Origin of the sequence: Actinomadura sp. NPDC047616 (assembly GCF_040642915.1) — a bacterium.
Lineage (GTDB): Bacteria > Actinomycetota > Actinomycetes > Streptosporangiales > Streptosporangiaceae > Spirillospora > Spirillospora miaoliensis.
Genome location: NZ_JBEYTB010000008.1, coordinates 238,160 through 258,754, shown reverse-complemented (window position 1 = coordinate 258,754; position 20,595 = coordinate 238,160). Strand labels below are relative to the sequence as shown.

The window sequence follows — 20,595 nt, the reverse complement described above, 5'->3', positions numbered from 1 at the left end:
CATGATTATGAATCGTACGAATGGATCGGCGGGCGGGGTGCACGTGGAGCGTCGCGGCCCGGTCGCCTGGATCCGGATCGACCGGCCGGAGCGGCGCAACGCCTACGACCTCGCCATGGCCCGCACCATGATCGGGGCGTTCGAGGACGCCGCCGACGCCGACGCGGTGGTGCTCACCGGCTCGGGCGGGGCGTTCTGCGCGGGCGGCGCGCTCGACCAGCTCGGCGACCCCGACCCCGGGCGGCTGCGGGCGCTGTTCGCCGCCTCGCTGCGGCTGGTCAACGCCATCCGCGCCTGCCCGCGCCCGGTGATCGCGGCGGTGGACGGACCCGCCGCCGGAGGGGGCAACGAGCTCGTCGTCGCCTGCGACTTCGCCATCGCCACCCGCCGCTCCACGTTCGGGCAGACCGGCCCCAAGGTGGGCTCGGCCGGGGTGCTGGGCGCGACGAACATGCTCACCGTCCAGATCGGCGAGAAGCGCGCCAAGGAGATGGCGATGCTGTGCCGCCGCTACACCGCCGACCAGGCCCTGGCGCTGGGCCTGGTCAACGAGGTCGTGGACGACGACGGGCTGGAGGAGGCGGTCGGCCGCTGGATCGCCGAGATCCGCGCGCTCAGCCCCCGCTACCTGGAGATCGCCAAGATCAGCTCCAACCAGTGGTGGCACCAGTCCGCCGACAACATGAACGCGGGCCTGGGCATGCTCGTCCAGGCCATCGGCAGCGAGGACATGCGCGAGGGCGCCCGGGCCTTCCTGGACAAGCGCGCCCCCGACTTCCGCGGCGCCCGCGCCCGGGAGGGCGCCGCCCGCGCCGCGACCGACGCCGCACGTGAAGGGGGCCGCTCGTGACCTTCCGCTACTACCGCGACATCCACCCCACCTTCCCGGACCGCCGGGACTGGGCGCTGCCCACCGTCCTGCGGCACCATGCCGAACGGCGCCCCGACGCCGTCTGGCTGGACGCCCCCGAGGAGAACGCGACCTGGACCTACGCGCGGGCGCTCGCCGAGGCGGAGGCGATCGGCGTGTCGATGCTGGCGGCCGGGGCGCGGCCCGGCGACCGGGTCGTGATCTTCGCGGCGAACTCCTCCCGGTTCGTGCGCACCTGGCTCGGCACGGCCGTCGCCGGGCTGGCCGAGGTGCCGATCAACACCGCCTACGAGCACGACTTCCTCGCCCACCAGGTGCGCACCGTCCAGGCGCGGCTGGCCGTCATCGACGACGTGCACGCCGAACGGTTCGCCGCCGTCGCCGAGGCCGCCGCGGACATCCGCAGGTTCTGGGTGATCGACACCGGGCGGCAGGCGGAGGCGATCGAGGTGCTGCGCGCGGCGGGCTGGGAGGCCGCTCCCTGGGACGAGCTGCTCGAAGGCGGCCCCGCCGAACTGCCCGCCGTCCGCCCCCAGGATCTCGCGGCCGTGTTCTTCACCTCCGGGACGACGGGCCCGTCCAAGGGCGTCGCCATGCCGCACGCGCAGATGTACTTCTTCGCCCAGGAGTGCGTGGCGCTCACCCGCCTGACCGCGGACGACGCGTGGATGGCGGTCACCCCGCTGTTCCACGGCAACGCCCAGTTCATGGCCGCCTACCCGGCGATGGTCGCGGGCGCCCGCTTCGTGCTGCGCGGCCGGTTCAGCGCCAGCCGGTGGATCGACCAGATCCGCGACGGCCGCGTCACGGTCACCAACTTCATCGGCGTGATGATGGACTTCGTCTGGAAGCAGCCGCGCCGTCCCGACGACGCCGACAACCCGCTGCGCTGCGTGTTCGCCGCGCCCACGGCCGCCTCGATCCTGACGCCGATGAGGGAGCGCTTCGGCATCGAGGCGTTCGTCGAGGTGTTCGGCCTGACCGAGACGTCCGCGCCGATCCTGTCGCCGTACGGGGAGGACCGCCCGGCGGGCGCGGCGGGGCTGGCGGCCGACGAGTGGTTCGACGTGACGCTGGTCGACCCGGAGACCGACGAGGAGGTCCCGGTCGGGCAGGTCGGCGAGCTGGTCGTCCGGCCGAAGGTGCCGTTCATCTCCAGCAACGGCTACTTCAACATGCCCGACCGCACCGTCGAGGCGTGGCGCAACCTGTGGTTCCACACCGGCGACGCGCTGCGCCGCGACGAGGACGGCTGGTTCTACTTCGTCGACCGGTTCAAGGACGCCCTGCGCCGGCGCGGCGAGAACATCAGCTCCTACGAGGTCGAGACCGCCGTCCTCAGCCACCCGGCCGTGGCCGAGTGCGCGGTCATCGCGGTGCCCGCCGCGTCGGAGGCGGGCGAGGACGAGGTCATGGCCTACCTGGTCACCCGCGACGAGGTCACGCCCGAGGAGGTCTGGCGGTGGTGCGAGGGCCGCGTGCCGGCCTTCGCCGTCCCCCGCTACCTGCGGTTCGTCGACGCGCTGCCCAAGACGCCGTCGCAGCGCGTCCAGAAGGCCAAGCTCCGCGCCGCCGGGATCACCCCCGACACCCACGACCGCACCCCCGACGCCGCCGGCCGCGCGCCGAGCCGCTGAAAGGCACGCGATGCATCCCTACCGATCGGTCCTGTTCGTCCCCGGACACAAACCCGCGTGGGCGCGCAAGGCGCTGGCGTCCGGGGCCGACGCCATCGTGCTCGACCTGGAGGACTCGGTCCCGGACGACCTCAAGGCCGAAAGCCGCGACACCGTCCGCGCCACGCTCGCCGAACTGCGCGCCGAGGCCCCGGGCGCCGGGCTGTTCGTCCGGCCCAACGCGCTGGACACCCGGCTGGCCGGGGCCGACCTGGAACGCGTCGTCGGCCCGGAGCTGACCGGCCTGTTCACCCCCAAGATCCGCGACGCCGCCGACGTGCTGCGCTGGGAGACCCTCATCGACTGGTTCGAGGCGCGCAACGGCGCGTCCGGCCTGGAGATGATCGTCCCGGTGGAGACGGTGGAGGCCATCGACAACTGCGGCGAGATCGCGGGCGCCTCGCCCCGGGTCGGCGCGATGATCGGCCCGACCTCGCGGCACGCCGACATCGCCCGCGCGGTGGGCTTTCGCTGGTCGCCGGAGGGCAGCGAGTCGCTCTACCTGCGCAGCCGCGTCCTGCTGGCCTGCCGCCGGCACGGCCTGCACGCGCTGACCGGCCTGTGGGAGGACCTGGGCGACCTGGAGGGGCTGCGCGCGTTCGCCGACTACGGCCTGCAGCTGGGCTTCCGCGGGCAGATCGTCATCCACCCCTCGCACGTGCCCGTCGTCAACGAGGTGTTCACGCCCACCGACGACGAGGTCGCCTACCACGAGGAGCTGGTGGCCGCGGTGGAGCGGGCGGCGGCGGACGGTCACGGCGCGGTCCGCTTCCGCGGCCAGCACATCGACCTCGCCCACGCCGACAAGGCCCGCCACTGGCTGGCCCACGCCCGCATGGTCCGGGGCGCCGGCGCCTAGCCCGAGGGGGTGGCGGACAGCGGAGGGTGGCGCATAATCGTCTCCATGGGGACGACGCAAGTGACCACTTACTGTCGGGTTCGACGAGGTGAGCTGGGACGAGGCAGCCTGGACCGTCCCGGCGGGGCCATCTTCGGCGAGTCGCCCATCCGCGTGGACGAGATCCTGCGGCTGTCCGGCCGCGCCACCTACGGCAGGGCCCGCTCGCGCATCGGCGGCTACCCCGACATCCTCGGCACCTTCCCCGCCGGGGTGATGGCCGAGGAGATCACCACGCCCGGCCGGGGGCGACTGCGGGCGCTGCTGGTGGCCGCCGGGAACCCCGTGCTGACGGTGCCGGGCAGCGCCGCGCTCGACGCCGCCCTCGACCGGCTCGACCTGCTGGTCTGCGTCGACATGTACGTCTCCGACACCGCCCGCAAGGCCGACTACGTGCTGCCGGCCACCTCGTTCCTGGAACGCGAGGACCTTCCGCTGCCGTTCCTGCAGCTCCACCTCACCCCGTACGTGACCTGGACCGAGCCGGTCGTGCCGCCGCGCGGCGAGGCCCGCCAGGAATGGCAGATCTTCGACGAGCTGGCCCGCCGCATGGGGCTCGGCGTGGGCGCCCTGCGGGCGCAGCGCCTCGCGCACCGCCTCGGCGTGCGGCCCACGCCCCGCTTCCTGGTCGACGCGCTGCTGCGCACCGGCCCGTACGGCGACTGGTACGGGCTGCGGCGCGGCGGCCTCAGCCTGAAACGGCTGCGCGCCCACCCGCACGGCATCGTCCTGGCCGACCACCAGCGCACCGGCCGCCTGCGCCGCCGCGTCTGGCACAAGGACCGGCGGGTCCACCTGGCCCCGCCGCAGATCGCCGCCGAGATCGACCGGCTCGCCGCCGCCCCCGAGCCGCCGCCCGGGTACCCGCTGCGCCTGATCGGCATCCGCGAGCAGCGGTCCCACAACTCCTGGATGCACAACGCGCCCGCGCTCATGCGCGCCAAGGGCGGCACGCGCGAGCAGGTCGCGCGCGTGCACCCCGAGGACGCGGCCGGGCACGGGCTCCAGGACGGCGACCGCTGCCGCATCTCGTCGCCGCACGGCTCGGTGGAGCTGCCGGTGAAGGTCACCGACGAGATGACGCCGGGCACCGTCGCCGTCCCGCACGGCTGGGGTCATCGCGGGGGCTGGCGGGTCGCCAACGCCGCCGGGGGCGTCAACGTCAACCTGCTCGCCTCACCCGACCCCGGCGACCTGGAGCCCCTGGCGGGCATGGCGCACCTCAACGGCGTGCCCGTGCGGATCGCCCCGATCCGCTGACCGGCGCGCCGCGGTCAGCCCTTCAGGGCGGCCGCGACCGCGTCGGCGAGGGTGGTGGTGGGACGGCCGATGAGGGCGCGCAGGTGACCGGAGCCGGTGGTCAGGTCGCCGCGCGCGATGCCGGTGTCACTGTCGGCCAGGATCCTGGCGAACGGCTCGGGCACACCCGCCGAGACCAGCGCCTCGGCGTACTCGTCCTCCGACAGGTTCCGGTATTCGATCCGCCCGCCGGTCTGCCGGGACAGCTCGGCGGCGAGCTCGGACATGGTGAACGGGGTGTCGCCGCCCAGCTCGTACACCTTGCCCGCGTGCCCGTCCCCGGCCAGGACGGCGGCAGCGGCGGCGGCGTAGTCGGCCCGGGTGGCGGCGGCGATCTTGCCGTCCCCGGCGGCGCCGATGAGCGCGCCGCTCTCCAGGGCGGGCGCCAGGTCGCCGGTGTAGTTCTCGACGTACCAGCCGTTGCGCAGGAACACGTACGGCAGCCCGGACTCGCGGATGAGCGCCTCGGTGGCCTTGTGCTCCTCGGCGAGGGCCATCTTCGTGGTGTCGGAGTTGAGGATGCCGGTGTAGGCGACGAGCCCCACCTTCGCGGCGACGGCGGCCTCCACCACGTTGCGGTGCTGGGGGAGGCGCCGGCCGACCTCGCTGCCGGAGACGAGCAGCAGCGCGTCGGTTCCGGCGAGGGCGGTGGCGAGGGTCGCCGGCTCGTCGTAGTCGGCCCGGCGTACCTGGACGCCGCGCTCGGCCAGGTCGGCGGCCTTGGCGGGGCTCCGCACGGCGGCGACGATCCGTCCGGCGGGCACGCCGCGCTCCAGCAGCGCCGCGACGGTCAGCCGGCCGAGCCTGCCGGTGGCTCCGGTAACGGTGATCACAAGGGCTCCTCTCAACGGTGAGTACGTACTGGCCATCATGCACTAACTAATCGACAGCACTAACCAAGGGTGAGAGGTGTCACGGTGAAGGGGCCGCCCGGGCGGTTACCGTTGAGACATGACCAGCACGAGCCCGGACGTGACCGGTCCCGCCTCCGGCACCGAGGCCGACATCACCGACGAACTGGTCGCGGACGTGTTCGCCCGCGCCTGCCCGTCCCGCCGCACCCTCGAGAACGTCACCGGCAAATGGGGCACGCTCGCCCTGGCCGCGCTCGCCGACGGCAGTCACCGCTTCAACGCGCTGCGCCGCCGCGTCGACGGGGTGAGCGAGAAGATGCTGTCGCAGACCCTGCACGTGCTCGAACGCGACGGCCTTGTGGTGCGCGACGTGCGCGCCACCATCCCCCCGCACGTCGAGTACAGCCTGACGCCGCTCGGCGAACGCGTCGCCGCCAAGCTCCGCGAGCTGATCCACCTGGTGGAGGACGAGATGCCGGCGGTGCTGGCGGCCCGCGCCCGCTACGACCGGGCCCGCGCCGCGGACTGAGGCGCGGACCGAGGCGCGGACCGAGGCACGTACTGAGGCGCGAACTGAGGCGCCGGCCCGGGCGCGGTGCCCGGCCGGGAGGCTTCCAGCTGACATTCAGTTTCGCCCGGTAAGGTGAGCGGCCGGGTGAGCCGGGAAGTCTGGTCGGCACGGAATCGGCGCATGTCAGAAGGGTGTGGTCCCGTGCCGGCGATCGTTCGCACCGGCTGCCGTCATGGCCCCCCACCATGCCGTTCCCGGGGCCGCCCGCACGCCCCCGGGCGGCCCGCCGCGCGGCGGGCCGGCCGTGTTCCGCGCTCACCCGACGAACCGGTTCGGACAGGTCAGGAGTGATGCATGCGGATTCTCGTCCTCGGCGGCGACGGGTACCTCGGGTGGCCGACGGCGCTGCACCTTTCGCGGTGCGGCCACGACGTCGCGGTCGCCGACAACTTCGCGCGGCGCCAGTACGACTTCGAGCTCGGCGTCGAGAGCCTGGTGCCGATCGAGACGCTGCAGACGCGCGTCGCGGCGTGGCGGGAGGTGACCGGTGCGTCCATCGAGGTGTTCGTCGGCGACCTCACCGACGCCGACTTCACCTACGACATGCTGCGCACCTTCCGGCCGCAGGCCGTGGTGCACTTCGCCGAGCAGCGCGCCGCGCCCTACTCGATGATCGACCGCAAGCACGCGGTCTACACCCAGGTCAACAATGTCGTGGGGACGCTCAACCTGCTCTACGCCATCGCCGAGGTGGACCGTGACATCCACCTGGTCAAGCTCGGCACGATGGGCGAGTACGGCACCCCCAACATCGACATCGAGGAGGGCTGGCTCGACCTGGAGTACAAGGGGCGCAAGGACCGGGTGCTGTTCCCCAAGCGGCCCGGGTCCTTCTACCACCTGTCCAAGGTGCACGACAGCCACAACATCGAGTTCACCTGCCGGATCTGGGGCCTGCGCGCCACCGACCTCAACCAGGGCGTGGTGTACGGGCAGCAGACCCCCGAGACGGCGCTCGACGACCGGCTGGCGACCCGCTTCGACTACGACGCGGTGTTCGGCACCGTGCTCAACCGGTTCGTCATCCAGGCCGTGCTCGGGCACCCGCTGACCGTCTACGGCGGCGGCGGGCAGCGCCGCGGCATCATCGACATCCGCGACACCGTCCGCTGCGTCCAGCTGGCCTGTGAGAACCCGGCCGAGCGCGGCGAGTTCCGGGTGTTCAACCAGATGACCGAGGCGATGAGCGTCCAGGAGATCGCCGACACCGTGGTCCGCTGCTTCCCCGGCGACGCGCGCGTCGAGCACCTGGACAACCCGCGGGTCGAGCACGAGGACCACTACTACAACGTCACCCACACCCGGCTGCTGGAGCTGGGCCTGACCCCGCACCTGCTCTCCGATACGCTGATCACCTCGCTGTTCGACGTGACGAAGCGGCACGCGCACCGGGTGCGGACCGAGGCCCTGACGCCCAAGGTCGACTGGCGCCGCCACGCCAGCCCCGTGCAGGAGACATGACCGACCGGGAGCCGCCCATGACCTCATCCGAGGGCGCGTTCGCCCGCGCCACCGGCCGCACCGTGCCGGCCGAGGACGGCGGCGCCGACAAGCCCCGCTACCGGCGCTACCAGTACGACCTCATCGCCCCGCACTGCGGCCGCAGCGTGCTGGAGGTCGGCGCCGGGCTCGGCGAGTTCGCCGCGCAGTTCACCGGGCTGGACCGGCTGGTCGTCACCGACGTCGACCCGGACGCGGTCACGCTGCTGAAGAACCGCTTCGCCGACCGGACCGAGGTGGAGGCCCACCAGTTCGACCTGGCGGGGCCGCAGCGCCTGGACCGGCCGGTCGACACGGCCGTGGCGATCAACGTGCTGGAGCACTTCGAGGACGACGCGCACGTGCTCGCCGTGCTGGCGCGTTCGGTCGTCCCCGGCGGCACGATCGTGCTCTGGGTGCCCGGCTACCAGAGCCTGTTCAGCGAGTTCGACCGCCGCGTCGGGCACTTCCGCCGGTACACGCCCACGACGCTGCGGGACGCGATCCGGCGGGCCGGGCTGGCGTGCGAGCTGTCGCGTCCGGTGAACCTGCTCGGCGGCGTCGCCTGGTGGGCGGCGATGCGGCTCGGCAAGGTGCAGGGGCCCAGGACGGGGGCCGTGGGCGTGTACGACCGCGTGCTCGTCCCGGCCACCCGGGTGCTCGACCGGCTGCTGCCGATCCCGTTCGGGCAGTCAGTTCTGGCCGTCGCCCGGGTGCCGGACGACGGCCCGCAGGCGAGGAAGGCGCGGTGAGGCGATGACCGCCACCGCGCCGACCCGGCCGGCCGACCCCGCGGCGCGGGGCCGCGGCCGCTCGTTCCGGCGCGTGTTCACCCGGTACACGATCGGTTCGGTGCTGGCGGCCGTGGCCAGCGAGGCGGTGCTGCTGCTCACCTACGGGCCGGGGCTGCTCGGCCCGCAGGCCGCCTCCGTCGCGGCGTGGGCGGCGGGCGCGGCGCTCAACTACGGGCTCAACCGGTGGTGGGCGTGGGGCCGCCGCGGCCGCGCCGACCTGCGCCGCGAGCTGCTGCCGTACTGGGTGATCGCGCTGACCACCATGGCCCTCAGTGCGTGGGCCACCGGCGCGGCCGACCGGCAGGTCGACCGGCTGGTGGAGTCCGGCGCGCTGCGGGCCGCCCTGGTGGGCGGGGTGTTCCTCGCCGTCTACGGGGTGATGTTCGTGGTGAAGTTCGTCCTGTTCCACTACCTGGTGTTCGCGGACGGCGGGCGTTCCGGGCGCCGCCCGCGCCCGGCGCGCCGTTCGCGCCACCAGGTGCCGAACACGACGCGGGAGTAGCGGTACCCGTACACCAGGTTGCCGCCCTTCTTGGTGGTCCCGGCCGTGCGCAGCCGCATCGTCGCCGGGACCTCCTTCACCCGGTACCCCCGGGAGATCACGCCGATCAGCAGCTCGGACGCCTGGTACTGCGGCTGGCGCAGGGTGACGGCCGCGGTGACCTCCGCGCGCATGGCGCGCAGGCCGAAGGAGGTGTCGGTGACGCGCTGCCCGGTCAGCAGGCTCACCAGCCAGGCGAACACGTGCACGCCCGCGCGCCGCACCCGGTCGTAGGTCTCCTGGCGGCCCAGCCGCCGCGACCCGGTGACGAAGTCGGCCTCGCCGCGCAGCACCGGAACCAGCACCCGCTCGATGTGCGCCGGGTCGTACTGGCCGTCGGCGTCGGTGGTGACGATGTACTCGGCGCCGCCCTCGCGCGCGATCCGGTACCCCAGGCGCAGCGCCGCGCCCTGCCCCCGGTTGACCGGGACGTCGCAGACCATCGCGCCGTTCTTGCGGGCGACCTCGGCGGTGGCGTCGGACGAGCCGTCCACCACCACGATCGTCGCGGTCTCGTGCCCGCCGACCGTCGCGGGGACGGCCCCGACGACCTCGCCGATGCCGTCCTCCTCGTTGTAGGCGGCGATGACGATCGCCACCGGCGGCAGCCGCGTCCCGTACTCGGCGCGGAACGCCGCCAGCGCCGCCTCGTCGACGTCCTCGACCCTCTCGTTCACCGCCGTCACGACCCCGCCCCCGCAGGGGCGAAGTCGGGCCACACGGTCGCCAGGCCGGAGCGCAGGTCGTGACGCGGCTCGTAACCCAGGGCGCGGGCGGCGGAGATGTCCAGCACGACGGCGGGCATCTCCCCGGCCTTGGCCGGCACGTGCTCGACGGGGATCGGCGCGCCGGTGACCTCCCGGGCCGCCTCGATCAGGTCGTTGACGCTCGTCGACCGGCCCGACCCGACGACCAGCGGCCCGGTCAGGCCCGTGCGCCAGGCCAGCAGCACCGCCTGGACGATGTCGTCGACGTGGACGTAGTCGCGCATCTGGCGGCCGTCGCCGTACACCTGGACGCCCTTCCCGGCCGCGGCGGCGCGCATCAGGCGGGGCACGAAGCTGTCCTTGTGCAGCATCCCCGGGCCGTACACGTTGGCGAACCGCAGCGCGCACGCCCGCATGCCGTACACGCCCGAGTAGGCGCTGAGCAGCATCTCCGCGGCCGCCTTGGTCGCCCCGTAGGGGGTGAGCGGCCGCAGCGGCATCCGCTCGCTGATCGGCGCGTCGCCCACGTCGCCGGTGACGGCGTTGGTCGAGGCGAACACCACCCGGCGCACCCCGTGCTCGCGCGCCAGCTCCAGCAGCCCGGCGGTGGCCTCGACGTTCAGCCGGTACACCCCGGCCGGGTCCTCGATCGACCGCAGCACCGAGGTCGCGGCCGCCAGGTGGACGATGCCGTCCGGTCCGGTGCCGACCGCCCGCTTGCGCACGTCGGGGTCGCAGAGGTCGCCCACCACCGAGCGGACCGCGGGATCCGGATGGGGACGCTGGTCGGCGACGACCACCTCCGCCCCGGCATCGAGCAGGGCGGCCACCACGCGGCCGCCGATGAACCCCGCGCCGCCGGTGACCAGCACCCGCGCGCCCTCAAGCTTCGCCTCGTCCGGCGACTCCAACCCCTCCACCGGCGACTTCTCCCTCACCTGCGTTCACCCGCGACGCTCGCGTGCACCTCTACGAGGTCGACCCTAATGGACCTTGGTCGCAGCTCCGGCCGCGCGGGCGCGTCGCCGCGTGCCCGGTTCGTCGGCCGGCGCCCCGGTTCGGCATGATGACCGGCGGAGGGGAGGACACCCGGTGACCCATGTGCTGGCGGCGGGCCTGCCGCTGACGATCGGACTGGTCCTGGCCGTGACCGCCGCGCGCGCGGGGTGGCGGCCGTCGCTGACCGCGGCGCTGGCGGTCGGCGCGCTGCTGCGGCTGGTGCTGCTGGTGATCGCCGCGCGGGACGGCTGGCAGCCCTACGACCTCGCCGAGGACTTCCGCTCCACCGCCGACACCGTGCTCGACGGCCGCGACCCGCTGGTGCACCTGCGGGAGGGCGGCTGGCACTTCCTGCCCTTCCTGGCCTACGTCCTGGCCGGGCAGCGGGAGCTCGGCGAACTGCTGGGCGTGCCGTGGAGCGTCGTCGGCCGGACGGTGCCGATCCTGTGCGACCTCGCGCTGATCCCGCTCGTGGGCAGGCTGGCCGCCGACCCGGACAGGAGCGGGTTGCGCGCCTTCCAGTACGCCTGCGCCCCGGTGGGGGTGATGGTCAGCGCGATCCACGGCCAGTTCGCCCCGATCACCCTGCTGTTCGGGGTGGCGGCCCTGGTGGTGGCGCGGGGCGGCGGCCGGTGGGCGGGCCGCCCGCACGCCGCCGGGATCCTCGTCGGGTTCGCGGTGACCTCGGCGAGCTGGTCGGGGCTGATGCTGCCCGGCGTGCTGCTCGCCCTGTCCGGGGTCCGGCACCGGCTCGTCGCGCTCGTCTGGACGGGCGTCGTGCCGCTGGTGTTCCTGCTGAGCGGCTGCGTGTTCCTGGGCACGCCGGTGGGCGACCTGCCCGCGACGCTCGCCGAGTCGCTGTCGACGCGTCCAGTGGTCGGCGACTGGGGCTGGACGGCGGTGGCGACGGGCGGGCAGCAGGTCGTCGATCCGGCCTACGCCCGTCCCGGGCTGCTGATCCTCGCGGGCGGGGTGCTCGCCGCGGCGTGGTGGTGGCGCAGGGCCGACCCCGCCGTGCTCACGCTCGCGCTGCTGCTGGCCTTCCTGATCACCACGCACCGGTTCGGCACGCAGTACCTGGCCTGGCCGATGCCGTACCTGATCGCCCTGGCCGGCCGCGCCACCTGGCCCGTCGTCACCGCGTCGGGGCTCTGGGCGGGGTTCGGCTACCTCTACACCACCCGCCTGGACGAGTTCGCCTGGCGCGACGCTCACGTGTGGTGGGCGTTGTCCTCGCTGGTCGTCATCGCCTTGCTCGTACGCGCGCTGCCGCCCCGCGACCTCGGCGTCCCCTGGACGTCGGGAAGCAGTGAACGGGGCGAGCGGGCCCGGAGGGCGGCCGCCCAGACGCCCGCGCCGTAGGCGAGGTCGTCCAGACGGCGGGCCAGCACGAAGCGCACCGGATCGAGGTCGGGGGAGACGCGGAGGTACTCGGCGACGCCGTCGGCGACGGCGGCCACCGCCACGGCGCGCCGGGCGCGCCGCGAGAACAGGCAGGCGGTGAGGCTGAGCGGCCACCAGTGCCGCAGCAGCAGGGCGCTGGTCTGCCCGGCGGTGCCGACCAGCCCGAGCCGGGTCAGGTCGGCCGCCAGACGGCGCGGGTGGTCGCTGCCGGAGACGGTGCGGGACAGCCGCGTGAACACGACGGCCACCACACCCGCCGCCACCGGCACCGACCAGCGCCGTTGGGCGAGGACCGCCGCCGCGACGGCGGCGCTCCACGGAGACAGGACGGCGGGGGCCACCAACGCGCCGTGCCGCTGGGCCAGCGGGTGCGCCCCGGTGCCGTAGTACGCCTTGCGGCGCATCCACGCCGTCAGCCGGGTGCGGTGGTCGTGCCAGGCGGTGGCGGCGGGCTCGTACCGGACCTGCAGCCCCCGCGCGGCCAGGCGCCACACCAGGTCGACGTCCTCGGCGACGCGCATGCCGTCGGTGAAGCCCTCGCCGAGGGCGTCGACCCGGGCCACCAGGCACGCGCTGGGCACCCAGCTCACCGCGGAACGGGGGTGGACGAGCGCGGGCGCCGGGCCGAGGTCGAGGGACGACCGGGCGTCCTCGTAGCGGGAGATCCAGTTCGGCTTGCCCTGCTTGCGCAACCCCAGGATCTGGGGTGCGGCGGCGGCGACGCGAGGATGGCGGAAGTGACGCAGCAGCGTGGCGATCGCCTCGGGAGCGACGACCACGTCCGAGTCGACGAACGCCACGAACGGGGTGTCGACCTTCTCCAGTCCGGCGTTGCGCGCCCCGGCGGGGCCGAGGTTGCGGGGCAGGCGGACCAGTTCGGCCTCGTGCCGGGCCGCCACCCGGGCGACGGCCTGCGGGTCGTCGGAGAGGTCGTCCACGACGACGACCCGGACGCGGCCCGCCAGGCCCGTCAGCAGCCGGTCCAGCGCGGCGGCGCGGTCGCGGACGGGGACGACGACCGTCACCTGCGACAGGTCCACCGGGGGCAGCTCGGCGACCACCGGGTCTGCCACGCCGACGGCGAGCAGCCGCTCGGCGAGCCGTTCCGACAGCCGGTCGGTGACCTCGACGCGGCGGCCGCGCAGCAGCGAGGCCGCCCGCCGGTTCAGGTGGAGCAGCCGCATGGGCGCGCCGCCCACCAGGGTCCGGCCGCCGTCGTACACGCGGACGCGCCGGCCGAGCTCCACGACGAAGCCGCGCGGCAGGCCGGACGGGGCTGGAGTGCGGCTCATCCCCGGAACCCGCCCTCCGCGCCGATCACGGTGCCGGTCGCGACGCCGCCGGCCCGCGAGCAGCAGAACGCGATGACCTCGGCGATCTCGGCGGGCTCGATCAGCCGCTCGGTGAGCTGGGACGGGGCGAACGACTCCACGTCGTCCAGCCCGTACAGGCCCGCCGTGGCCGACAGCATCGACGTGCGGGTCGAGCCGGGGGAGACGGCCACGGCGGTCGCGCCGGTGCCCACCAGGTCGGCGGCCAGGCCCCGGACGAGCCCGACCACCGCGTGCTTGGCCATGCCGTAGCCGGACAGGTGGAACAGCCCGCGCGTCCCGGCGGCGGAGGCGACCGCCACGAAGCGGCAGCCGCCGGGGTCGGGGCCGGCCAGCATGCGCGGCACCGTGACAGCGGCGGTGTTCCACACCCCCATGACGTCCACGTCCCACAGCGCCCGCACGTGGGATTCGGGCGTCTCCCACAGCGGCCGCCCCCCGGAGATCACGGCCGCGGCGGCCACGGCGGCGTCGATCCGGCCGAACCGTTCCACGGCCGTCGCCGCCGCGCGGTCCAGGGCGGCGCGGTCACGGACGTCCGCGACCAGCGCGACGATCTGGTCGGGGTGCTCGTCGCGCAGGGCGTCCAGCTCGTCCTTGCCCGCGAGCGCGTAGGTCACCCCGGGCAGGTCGTCGGGCACGTCCCCGGTGCAGCAGTCCACGGCGACGACCCGGTAACCGCGTCCGCACAGGGCCCGGACGGTGGCGGCGCCGATGCCCCGGGCGGCGCCCGTGACCAGCGCGACCCGCCCGGCCTCGGACCCGGGGCTCATCGCCGGGCCTCCCGGACGCGGCGCAGGCGGCCGTCGGCGCCGGGCTCGCCGGCGTCGATCAGCGCGCACACGTCCTCGACCATCCGCCGCAGCATCCGTTCGCCCTCGGCAGCAGTGGCGGCGGTCGGGTCGCCGAGCACGCCCGACGGCGACACGGCGGCGACGCCCGAGGCGGCCATCGCGGGGAGCAGCTCGGCGACGGGCGCGGTGTTGCCGGGCGCGGCGCGGGTCATGTCCACCCGGTCGGGGGCCAGGTGCAGCATGAGCGAGGTCTCGGTGAACCCGGCGTGCGCGTCGGCGGCCTCCGCCTGGCACGGCGCCCACGCCACCCGGTGCCGCTCGTGCCGCATCCGCGCGACGGCGTCCGACAGGCTCGGCAGGTTGCCGCCGTGCGCGTTGACGAACACGATCCGCCCGCACCAGGCGGACAGCGAGCGCACCAGCTCGACCAGCATCGACCGCAGCGCCTCGTGGCCGATGGAGATCGTCCCGGCGAACGACTGGTGCTCGCCGCTGGCCGCGTACGTGACGGGCGGCGCGACCAGCACCGGCTCGTCCGGACGGCGGCGCGCCAGCTCGGCCGCCGCGCCCTCGGCCACCGCCACCGCGATCGCGGTGTCGGTGTCCAGCGGCAGATGCGGCCCGTGCTGCTCGAACGACCCCACCGGGACCAGGACGAGCGCCCCCTCGGGGACCTGCGGCCAGGACCGCCGCGACAGCAGCGCCCGGTCGCTCATCGCGGGTCCGGTCCGGGCGCGGCGCCGAGCGTGCGGGTGAAGCCCTCGGGCACCAGCACGTCGTCGGGCGTCAGGTCGTGGATCGACGAGCGGCCCAGCCCGAGCAGGGCCGAGTCGATGCCGCCGCGCAGGATGTCCAGGACGTTCTCCACCCCGGCCTGCCCGCCGGCGGCCAGCCCCCACAGGTACGCGCGGCCGATCATGACGGCGCGGGCGCCCAGCGCCAGCGCCTTCACCACGTCGCCGCCCCGCCGCACGCCGCCGTCCATCAGCACCTCCACCTGGTCGCCGACGGCGGCCGCGACGGAGGGCAGCACCCGGATCGGCGCGGGCGTGCCGTCCAGGTTGTTGCCGCCGTGGTTGGACACCGAGATGGCGGTGACCCCGGCGTCGACGGCGCGCCGGGCGTCGTCCACCCGGCAGATGCCCTTGAGCATGAACGGCCCGTCCCACTGCCGCCGCATCCAGGCGATGTCGTCCCAGGTCGGCGGGGGAGTCTGCATCCACTCACCGTACGCGCCGAAGAACGTGGGCGCGGGCTCGCCCGGCTCGGCCAGGTTCGGCACCGTCAGGTCGGGCAGGCGGCGCGAACGCGCGTACTCCGCCAGCCAGGCGGGACGCGACAGCGCCTGCGGGGCCAGGCGCGCCATGGCCTTGAGGTCGAGCCGTTCGGGGATCCAGGGGCTGCCCCAGTCCCGGCCGTGGGAGAACGACCAGTCCAGCGTGACGATCAGGCCGGTCGCGCCGGCCTCCCGGGCGCGCTCCATCCGGCGGACCATCCAGTCCTTGGACCCCATCCAGTACATCTGGAAGAAGGTCCGCGAGTTGGCCGCGACGACCTCCTCGACCGGCTTGCTGGCGAACGAGCTGAGCCCCATCGCCGTACCGCGCGCGGCGGCGGCCCGCGCCACCGCGACCTCCCCGTCGGGATGCACCGCCTGCACGCCGGTCGGCGAGATGATCACGGGCAGCGAGACGGGCTGCCCCATGACGGTGGTCTCCTGGTCGCGCTTGGCCGACAGGTCCGCGACGTGCGGCGCGAAGCCCAGCTCGGCGAACGCGGCCATGTTGTCCCGGTACGACGCGCCCCGCTCGGACCCGGCCAGCAGCGCCGAGTACACCGACCGGGGAAGCCTGCGGCGGGCCCGCCGCTGCGCCTCGACGACCGTCTCGAACCACGCGTTGCCCATGCCCTACCTCTCAGTCGATGTCGTGAATCCGGCGAGCGGGCTCTCCACGCAGGGGGACGCCGGGGGCGCCGCCGGGTCGGGGCGCCTGCCGATCCGCACCGGCACGGGGCCGGGGGCGCGCCGCGACCGGGGCTCGGTGCGGTGGGAGTGGTCCTGGCCGGGCGCGGGCACGACGCGCCGCGGGTCGGCCAGCGCCGCCTCGCCGTGGCCCTGGACGCACTCGGGGTCGGGCCCGTCCAGCGGCAGGCCCGTGAAGAACTTGGCCGCCATGCACCCGCCCCGGCACACGTCGTAGAACCGGCAGGACGAGCAGGCGCCGCCGTCCTGCGGCGCGCGGAGCCGCGCGAACAGCTCCGAGTTCCGCCACACCCGGCCGAAGCCCCCGTCGGTCAGGACGTTGCCCGCGCGGAAGGTGTCGTGGATGGCGAACGGGCAGGCGTACACGTCGCCGACCGGGTCGATCAGGCACACCACGCGCCCGGCCCCGCACATGTTCAGGCCCGGCAGCTTCTCGCCGAACCCGGCCAGGTGGAAGAACGAGTCGCCGGTGAGGACGTTCTCGCCCGCCCGCACCAGCCACTCGTACAGCTCGCGCTGCTGGGCGGCCGTGGGGTGCAGCTCGTCCCACACGTCGGCGCCCCGGCCGGACGGGCGCAGCCGCGTCAGCCGCAGCGTGGCGCCGTGCTCGTCGGCGATCCGCTTGAACTCGTCGAGCTGGGGCACGTTGTGCCGGGTGACGACGACCGACAGCTTGGCGTCCCGGAACCCGGCCGCGGCCAGGTTGTCCAGCGCCCGCATCGCGGTGTCGAACGATCCCGGCCCGCGCACCCGGTCGTTGACCTCGGCGGTGGCGCCGTCCAGCGACACCTGCACGTCCACGTAGTCGGTGGACGCCAGGTGGCGGGCGCGCGCGGGGTCGATGCGCACGCCGTTGGTGGAGAACTTCACGCCCACCTGGTGGTCGACGGCGTACTCCAGCAGGTGCCAGAAGTCCGGGCGGACGGTCGGCTCGCCGCCGCCGACGTTGACGTAGAACACCTGCATCGCCTGCAGTTCGTCGATGACCGCCTCGCACTGCTCGGTGGTCAGCTCGCGCGGGTCGCGCCTGCCGGACGACGAGAGGCAGTGCACGCACGACAGGTTGCAGGCGTACGTCAGCTCCCAGGTCAGGCAGATCGGCGCGTCCAGCCCGCGTTCGAACATCTCGATGAGCGAGCCGGAGGCGGAGCCGACCGCGCCGTTCCCCGCGGCCGTCGTGTCGGTCATGGTGCCTCTCCCGTGGTGTCGCGATGGCGGATCATGTCGGCGTCGGCGAGGCCGCGCAGCGCCCTGGCGTAGGCGCCCCACTGGGCGGCGGGCACGCCCGCCCGCTCCAGCGCGGTCCGGGCGTCGGGCGCGCCGCCCAGGCCCCGGACGACCTCCACGAGCTCGCGGCGCTTGAGGAAGGTCAGCCGCCGGTTACCGAAGTGATAGGCCAGCGCCCCGAACGGTTCGGGGCGCAGCGCCACCGACGGTGACAGCTCCCATGCCTGGTCGAGGATCTCGGTCACGATCGGCTCCCCGGCCCGGGTGTCAGTAGACGCCGCACATGCCGTCGATCGAGACCTCCTCGATCAGCGACTCCTCCTCGAACACCTGGCCCGTCGCCTCGTCGACCTGCGGGACGGTCTCCTCGACCGACATCATGGGCTCCGGCATGACGCCTCCTCGGCTCGGCTGGACGTGTCATGGACTTTAATGGCACTGAGGGTCAAAAAGAAGGGGGCGATGTGCGGTCAGTATCCCGGCGTCCGAAGGGCCGTCCGCCCGCCACCGATCACGCCGCGATCGAACGGGCGGCGTTCGCGCTGTTCACCGAGCGGGGCTTCGAGGCCACCACCCTGGACGCGATCGCCGAGGCCGCGGGCATCGGACGGCGCACGCTGCTGCGCTACTACCCGTCCAAGAACGACATCCCGTGGGGGCGGTTCGACGAGAGCCTGGCCGACCTGCGCGGGTCGCTGGCGGCCATGCCGGACGACATTCCCGTCCACGAGGCCGTGCACCGCGCCGTGCTCGCCTTCAACCACGTGGACGAGGCGGCCGTGGCCCAGCACCGGCAGCGCATGACGCTGCTGCTGCGGACGCCCGCCCTGCAGGCCCACTCGGCCCTGAAGTACCGGCAGTGGTGCGAGGTCATCACCTCCTACGTCGCCGGCCGCCTGGGCCTGCCCTGCGACGCCCTGCTGCCGCGCGCCGTCGGCAACGTCAGCCTCGCCCTGACCCTGTCCGCCTACGAGGAGTGGCTCGAGCGCGAGGACCGCACGATCGAGGAGTGCCTCGACGAGGCGCTGTCCGGCCTGCGCGCCTACTTCGCCGGCACGGTCGGTTAGCCCCCGGAAGCCGGGCGGGCGGGGCCGCCGGCCCGGCCCCGCCTCCGGGGGAGCTACCGGGTCAGCCGGTGCGCGAGGTGGTCGGCGGGAAGCGGACGATGCGGTCGTCGGCCGAGGCGGGCGTGCCGCGGCCGTCGCGGTTGCTCGTCATCACCCACAGCCAGCCGTCGGGCCCCAGCGCCACCGTGCGCAGCCGCCCGTAGGCGCCCGTCAGCACCGCCGTGGGGCTGCCCGCCGTCCCGCCGCTGCCGTTCAGCGGGACTAGCCAGAGCCGCTGGCCGCGCAGCCCGGCCGCGTAGAGCGTGTCGCCCACCACGGCGGCGCCGCTCGGCGAGGCCTCCGACGTCGCCCAGGTGACGATGGGGGCGCGGTACGCCGGCGCGCCGCCGGGGCCCTCGACCTGCGGCCAGCCGTAGTTCCCGCCGGGCGTGATGTGGTTGATCTCGTCCCAGGTGTTCTGCCCGAACTCGCTGGCGTACATCCGGCCGCCGCCCCAGGCGAGCCCCTGCACGTTGCGGTGCCCGAGGGTGTAGACGACCGAATTCGGCGTCGGATTGCCCGGTGCCGGGGATCCGTCGGGACGCATCCGCAGGATCTTCCCGGCCGGGGTGTTCGGATTCTGCGCGTTGGCGGTCTGGGCGGCGTCACCGGTGCCGACGTACAGCATTCCGTCGGGGCCGAAGTGTATGCGGCCGCCATTGTGAATGGTCGACTTGGGAATTCCCGAGAAGACGACCTGCTCCTGCGGCGAGGCGGCCAGCCGGAAGCGGACGACGCGGTTGTCGGACGCGGCGGTGTAATAGGCGTAGACGTAGCCGTCCTGCGCGTAGGACGGCGAGACCGCCAGGCCCAGCAGCCCGCCTTCGCCCGCGGGCCGCACGCCGGACAGCCGGGCCACCTCGGTGGGCGCCGACCCAGGGCGAAGCCGCAGGATGCGGGCGGTCGCCCGTTCCGACACCAGCGCGCTGCCGTCGGGCAGGAAGGCCAGGCCCCACGGCACCTGCAGGCCGGTCGCCAGGACCTGGGGGGCGGAGAAGTCGAAGGACGGGACGGCCGCCGTCGTCCGGTTCGCCGCCGCGCGCGGCGCCGGGGCGGGGGGAACGGCGACCAGGGAGAAGGTGACGGCGAACGCCGCCGTGGGAGCCAGTATGCGTTTGTTCAGGGGCACTGCATTCCTTTCGCCATTGGACGGGCAGGTCGGTTTCGGCCCCTAGCCGCGGGCGGGAGCATGCCCGCGTCGCCTTGACGGTACCCGCCTCCTCCGGCGCTGGGAACCCTCGGTTTCCAGGCGTTTCCGCAACCGTCCAGGTGAGCGGCGCCCGGCCGTTTTCAGTGGCCCGCCGGAAATCGCCGCGTGATTCCGCGGCGGCCATTGGGCGGCGGGGCGTCGTCAATTCGGCCGGGAGGCATCGGGTGGGAGCGGCCCGGTCTGTCGGCTGTGGCGGCGGGAGATCTTCTGCTACAAGTGTAGTTGCGCGGCGGCCGGAGGGCCGCGGCGGAGCGCGAACCGGGAGGGGAACGACCGTGACGGTGTCGTTGGTGAAGGGGCAGCGGATCTCGCTGGAGAAGCCGGGCGGGACGCTGAGCGTCGTGCGGATGGGCCTGGGCTGGGACGCGGTGAAGAAGAAGGGACTGTTCGGCAAGCGCGAACAGGAGATCGACCTGGACGCCTCCTGCGTCCTGTTCGCCCAGGGCGGCATCGCCGACGTGGTCTACTTCGGCAAGCTCGCCAGCGAGGACGGTTCGGTCCGGCACACCGGCGACAACCTGACCGGCGCGGGCGACGGCGACGACGAGTCGGTCATCGTCGAGCTGACCCGGGTGCCGCCGCAGGTGACGGCGCTGGTGTTCACGGTCAGCTCGTTCAGCGGCCAGACCTTCGACGAGGTCGACAACGCCTTCTGCCGGCTCGTCGACGAGACCACCGGGCAGGAGCTGGCCCACTACCGGCTCGGCGGCGGTGGCGGCCACACCGCGCTGGTGATGGCGCGGCTGTACCGGCACGGCGACGGCTGGAAGATGAACGCGATCGGCGAGCCCTGCCACGGCCGCACGCTGCAGGACATGCTGCCGGCGATCAGCGCCCACGCGTGACCGGC

21 protein-coding genes are annotated in these 20,595 nt (G+C 74.2%); 10 read left to right on the top strand and 11 right to left on the bottom strand.

Annotated features, from left to right (window positions below; all coding sequences use genetic code 11):
* Positions 1-7: 7 nt before the first annotated feature.
* Genes ABZ801_RS21025 through ABZ801_RS21010 form a run of 4 tightly spaced genes read left to right on the top strand, consistent with a single transcriptional unit; the run spans position 8 to position 4,705 of the window.
* A complete protein-coding gene (locus ABZ801_RS21025; RefSeq protein WP_360700061.1) occupies positions 8-850 on the top strand; it encodes an enoyl-CoA hydratase/isomerase family protein in 843 nt (280 codons plus the stop codon).
* Complete coding sequence (locus ABZ801_RS21020) at positions 847-2,508, top strand: AMP-binding protein (RefSeq protein ID WP_360700058.1); 1,662 nt, start codon at positions 847-849, stop codon at positions 2,506-2,508. The genes ABZ801_RS21025 and ABZ801_RS21020 overlap by 4 nt, the downstream gene beginning before the upstream one ends.
* A 10-nt stretch (positions 2,509-2,518) precedes the next feature.
* Positions 2,519-3,406: a CoA ester lyase gene (locus tag ABZ801_RS21015; RefSeq protein WP_360700055.1), complete on the top strand. Its 888-nt coding sequence runs from the start codon at positions 2,519-2,521 to the stop codon at positions 3,404-3,406.
* A gap of 60 nt (positions 3,407-3,466) precedes the next feature.
* On the top strand, positions 3,467-4,705 hold the full coding sequence (locus tag ABZ801_RS21010; RefSeq protein ID WP_360700052.1) for a molybdopterin dinucleotide binding domain-containing protein: 1,239 nt from the start codon (positions 3,467-3,469) through the stop codon (positions 4,703-4,705).
* Positions 4,706-4,719: 14 nt separating this feature from the next.
* Here ABZ801_RS21010 and ABZ801_RS21005 read toward each other — a convergent pair whose 3' ends face one another.
* Entirely contained in the window at positions 4,720-5,577 is an 858-nt protein-coding gene (locus ABZ801_RS21005; RefSeq protein WP_360700049.1) for an SDR family oxidoreductase, read from the bottom strand.
* Positions 5,578-5,695: 118 nt separating this feature from the next.
* Between ABZ801_RS21005 and ABZ801_RS21000 the strand changes: the two genes are divergently transcribed.
* From ABZ801_RS21000 to ABZ801_RS20985, 4 genes are all read left to right on the top strand, one after another.
* Complete coding sequence (locus ABZ801_RS21000) at positions 5,696-6,127, top strand: helix-turn-helix domain-containing protein (RefSeq protein WP_344940402.1); 432 nt, start codon at positions 5,696-5,698, stop codon at positions 6,125-6,127.
* A gap of 336 nt (positions 6,128-6,463) precedes the next feature.
* Positions 6,464-7,630 (top strand): NAD-dependent epimerase/dehydratase family protein, encoded by a 1,167-nt coding sequence (locus ABZ801_RS20995; RefSeq protein WP_360700046.1) that lies wholly within the window; start codon positions 6,464-6,466, stop codon positions 7,628-7,630.
* Positions 7,631-7,647: 17 nt separating this feature from the next.
* Complete coding sequence (locus ABZ801_RS20990; protein ID WP_360700042.1) at positions 7,648-8,400, top strand: class I SAM-dependent methyltransferase; 753 nt, start codon at positions 7,648-7,650, stop codon at positions 8,398-8,400.
* A gap of 4 nt (positions 8,401-8,404) precedes the next feature.
* Positions 8,405-8,944, top strand: coding sequence for a GtrA family protein (locus ABZ801_RS20985; protein WP_360700039.1), 540 nt, complete (start codon positions 8,405-8,407; stop codon positions 8,942-8,944).
* On the opposite strand, the gene ABZ801_RS20980 is transcribed toward ABZ801_RS20985, so the two are convergent.
* The 9 genes from ABZ801_RS20980 to mftA all read right to left on the bottom strand — a co-directional run bounded on the left by ABZ801_RS20980 (position 8,851) and on the right by mftA (position 17,822).
* The gene (locus tag ABZ801_RS20980) at positions 8,851-9,660 is read right to left on the bottom strand and encodes a glycosyltransferase family 2 protein (RefSeq protein WP_360700036.1); all 810 of its coding nucleotides are present in this window, start codon (positions 9,658-9,660) and stop codon (positions 8,851-8,853) included. The genes ABZ801_RS20985 and ABZ801_RS20980 overlap by 94 nt on opposite strands.
* A 5-nt stretch (positions 9,661-9,665) precedes the next feature.
* On the bottom strand, positions 9,666-10,628 hold the full coding sequence (locus ABZ801_RS20975) for an NAD-dependent epimerase/dehydratase family protein (RefSeq protein WP_360700033.1): 963 nt from the start codon (positions 10,626-10,628) through the stop codon (positions 9,666-9,668).
* Positions 10,629-11,900: 1,272 nt separating this feature from the next.
* Positions 11,901-13,385, bottom strand: a complete 1,485-nt coding sequence (gene mftF, locus ABZ801_RS20970) for a mycofactocin biosynthesis glycosyltransferase MftF (RefSeq protein ID WP_360700030.1) — start codon at positions 13,383-13,385, stop codon at positions 11,901-11,903.
* Positions 13,382-14,197 (bottom strand): mycofactocin-coupled SDR family oxidoreductase, encoded by an 816-nt coding sequence (locus tag ABZ801_RS20965; RefSeq protein WP_360700027.1) that lies wholly within the window; start codon positions 14,195-14,197, stop codon positions 13,382-13,384. The genes mftF and ABZ801_RS20965 overlap by 4 nt, the downstream gene beginning before the upstream one ends.
* Complete coding sequence (gene mftE, locus ABZ801_RS20960; RefSeq protein WP_360700024.1) at positions 14,194-14,934, bottom strand: mycofactocin biosynthesis peptidyl-dipeptidase MftE; 741 nt, start codon at positions 14,932-14,934, stop codon at positions 14,194-14,196. The genes ABZ801_RS20965 and mftE overlap by 4 nt, the downstream gene beginning before the upstream one ends.
* Positions 14,931-16,124: a pre-mycofactocin synthase MftD gene (gene mftD / locus ABZ801_RS20955; protein ID WP_360700021.1), complete on the bottom strand. Its 1,194-nt coding sequence runs from the start codon at positions 16,122-16,124 to the stop codon at positions 14,931-14,933. The genes mftE and mftD overlap by 4 nt, the downstream gene beginning before the upstream one ends.
* 3 nt (positions 16,125-16,127) lie before the next feature.
* Complete coding sequence (gene mftC / locus ABZ801_RS20950; protein WP_360700018.1) at positions 16,128-17,390, bottom strand: mycofactocin radical SAM maturase; 1,263 nt, start codon at positions 17,388-17,390, stop codon at positions 16,128-16,130.
* On the bottom strand, positions 17,387-17,674 hold the full coding sequence (gene mftB, locus ABZ801_RS20945; protein ID WP_360700015.1) for a mycofactocin biosynthesis chaperone MftB: 288 nt from the start codon (positions 17,672-17,674) through the stop codon (positions 17,387-17,389). The genes mftC and mftB overlap by 4 nt, the downstream gene beginning before the upstream one ends.
* Positions 17,675-17,696: 22 nt before the next feature.
* The gene (mftA, locus tag ABZ801_RS20940) at positions 17,697-17,822 is read right to left on the bottom strand and encodes a mycofactocin precursor MftA (protein ID WP_360700012.1); all 126 of its coding nucleotides are present in this window, start codon (positions 17,820-17,822) and stop codon (positions 17,697-17,699) included.
* A 71-nt stretch (positions 17,823-17,893) separates the two neighbouring features.
* Between mftA and mftR the strand changes: the two genes are divergently transcribed.
* Positions 17,894-18,496: a mycofactocin system transcriptional regulator gene (gene mftR / locus ABZ801_RS20935; protein ID WP_360700009.1), complete on the top strand. Its 603-nt coding sequence runs from the start codon at positions 17,894-17,896 to the stop codon at positions 18,494-18,496.
* 61 nt (positions 18,497-18,557) lie between these two features.
* Here mftR and ABZ801_RS20930 read toward each other — a convergent pair whose 3' ends face one another.
* The gene (locus ABZ801_RS20930; protein WP_360700006.1) at positions 18,558-19,664 is read right to left on the bottom strand and encodes a PQQ-dependent sugar dehydrogenase; all 1,107 of its coding nucleotides are present in this window, start codon (positions 19,662-19,664) and stop codon (positions 18,558-18,560) included.
* A 356-nt stretch (positions 19,665-20,020) separates the two neighbouring features.
* On the opposite strand from ABZ801_RS20930, the gene ABZ801_RS20925 reads away from it, so the two are divergent.
* On the top strand, positions 20,021-20,590 hold the full coding sequence (locus ABZ801_RS20925) for a TerD family protein (RefSeq protein ID WP_344940353.1): 570 nt from the start codon (positions 20,021-20,023) through the stop codon (positions 20,588-20,590).
* Positions 20,591-20,595 lie beyond the last annotated feature (5 nt).